This is a genomic window from Paraburkholderia sp. SIMBA_030, from assembly GCF_046535245.1.
Taxonomy (GTDB): Bacteria; Pseudomonadota; Gammaproteobacteria; order Burkholderiales; family Burkholderiaceae; genus Paraburkholderia.
Map to the genome: position 1 here is coordinate 1 of NZ_JAWRXB010000187.1, position 337 is coordinate 337.

Consider the following 337-nt stretch of genomic DNA (forward strand, 5'->3'; position numbering starts at 1 on the left):
GCCCGAGCACTTCGGTCATGGAAAGCACGCTGTACAGGGCCGCTTTGGCTGCTTCCCCGTCGCCGGCGGCCAATGCGGTGTTGCCCGCACGCACTGTTTCGTGGAGGACTCCGAGCGCTTGGGGCACGTTCAGGTCATCGTCCATGGCGGCACTGAACGCCGGCGGTATGTTCGCTTGCGGAGCAACATCCAGGCTTGTCTGGAGCATGGCCGTTGCCTTGCTGATGAAACCGTCGATACGCTCGACGGCGGCCGCAGCCTCCTGGAGGGATGTGGGTCTGTAATCCAGAACGGACCGGTAGTGCGCCTGGCCGAGGTAGTACCTGACAACGCGGGG

1 protein-coding gene is annotated in these 337 nt (G+C 64.1%); it reads right to left on the reverse strand.

The annotated features are described in order from the left end of the window. Nucleotides 1-337 (reverse strand): DALR domain-containing protein (locus SB772_RS39600; protein ID WP_410838466.1); only part of this gene is annotated, 337 nt, incomplete at both ends.